Genomic DNA, 1,593 nt, shown 5'->3' with positions numbered 1-1,593 from the left:
AGAACTTTTCGGTCTCAAGAATACGGCGAGCCGCTGGATCGAGCGCATGGCGGCCCTTACCATGCGGCGCACCACGCAACGTTTGCGCGACCTTTGCATGACGGAAATGTATGCCCGCGTTACTGTCAATCTCAGCCACCTTGCGTCGCGGCTCATCATGCGCCTTCTGAAGGAAGGTGAAACCGAAGTTGAGCAGGGCCGCTTCCACGGACTTCTCTATGCGATTGTCAAGCAGGTGCAGCAGCAGCCGGGCCTCCATCTGCACCGCACACTGACCGATCCCGAAGCCTATGATGGCGTCCGTGACGGCACGGGTAAGCCGCTTATACAATTTTTCGAAATCGCTGCGGCATCGTCATTGATCGAAATCACCCCCAGCCACTACCGGCTGCTGCCGGCCTTGCGTGGCAGCACTGGGCACCGCGACCCGCGCCTGGAAAATGCCGTTCGTGTCTATGCCAATGAAATCGCAGCGCTGGAGGGTGTCACAAGGATCGTTGAGCAGGCCGTGCCTGCCGAAGGCGCAGCCCTCGCACAACTCCTCTTTGACGATGAAGTGCGCAGCTTCGCCAAGTGCAAGGAAAAATTCGCAGCACCCCGCTGTGCTGCCGTTAACAGTCAGGAAACCGCAAGCCAATCCGGTGAACCCTATTTCATCGTCCCGGAAAGGCCTTCAAAACCCGGGGTCGTTCTGGTCCATGGCCTTCTGGCCTCGCCTGCCGAGCTTAATGCTCTGGGGCAGCGCCTCGCAGGAATGGGCCACCCGGTTCTCGGCGTCAGGTTGAAGGGCCACGGAACCTCGCCCTGGGATTTGCGTGAGCGCAGCTGGCAGGACTGGCTCGCCTCGGTGCGGCGGGGCTATGAGATCATGTCCCATTTGACGCAAGAGGTGCTCGTCGTGGGATTCGCCACTGGCGCATCGCTGGCCCTGCACCTCGCAGCGAGCCGCCCGCCAGGTCTCATTGGCGTCGTCTCGGTTTCGGCGCCCCTCAACTTCCGGCCGCGCAGCGTGGCATTTGCTTCGCTGATTCATGGTCTCAACAAGCTCAGCGAATGGGTCTATGTCCAGGATGGTGTCAAGCCGTTCCTGCCGCGGGAACCCGAGCATCCGGACATCGACTACCGCAACATGCCGGTGCGCGGCCTGGTCGAATTGCGCAAGGTGGCAGATGAACTCAATCGCTGCCTTCCGCAGGTCGTCTGCCCCGTCACAATTATTCAGGGAACGGATGATCCAATTGTCGATCCCGCCAGTGCGGGTCGGCGGAGAACTCGCTGCATATGCTCCCAGCGCAGCGCCACGGTATCCTGCACGAGGACATTGCCGGAACACAGGCGCTGGTTATCTCGCTGCTTGGCACCCTGGCCTCCCCAATGTCCCTGGCAATTACTCCCCGCACCACCATCATGCCGAAGTTCGGCGCGACAGTGAGGGGCGTTTTCGCACCGCTGCTGCGCCCGTTCGGCAAACACACCCACAGGATCAACCCTGTCCAGAAGGCATCGACTGGCACGCCAGGATTACGCTGAAACCGCAATTCGATGGAGTGATCACCGCATGACCACCCTTTCAACATTGATTGACCCCAAGAG

1 protein-coding gene is annotated in these 1,593 nt (G+C 60.5%); it reads left to right on the top strand.

What is annotated here, in order from left to right; genetic code table 11:
* Nucleotides 1-1,432, top strand: a 1,432-nt coding sequence (locus ABL922_RS14895) for an alpha/beta fold hydrolase (protein WP_349024990.1), incomplete at its 5' end; no start/stop codon positions are given.
* Nucleotides 1,433-1,593: the final 161 nt, after the last annotated feature.

Origin of the sequence: Sphingorhabdus sp. (assembly GCF_040079335.1) — a bacterium.
GTDB lineage: Bacteria > Pseudomonadota > Alphaproteobacteria > Sphingomonadales > Sphingomonadaceae > Sphingorhabdus_B.
This window is presented reverse-complemented; position numbering and strand designations above follow the sequence as displayed.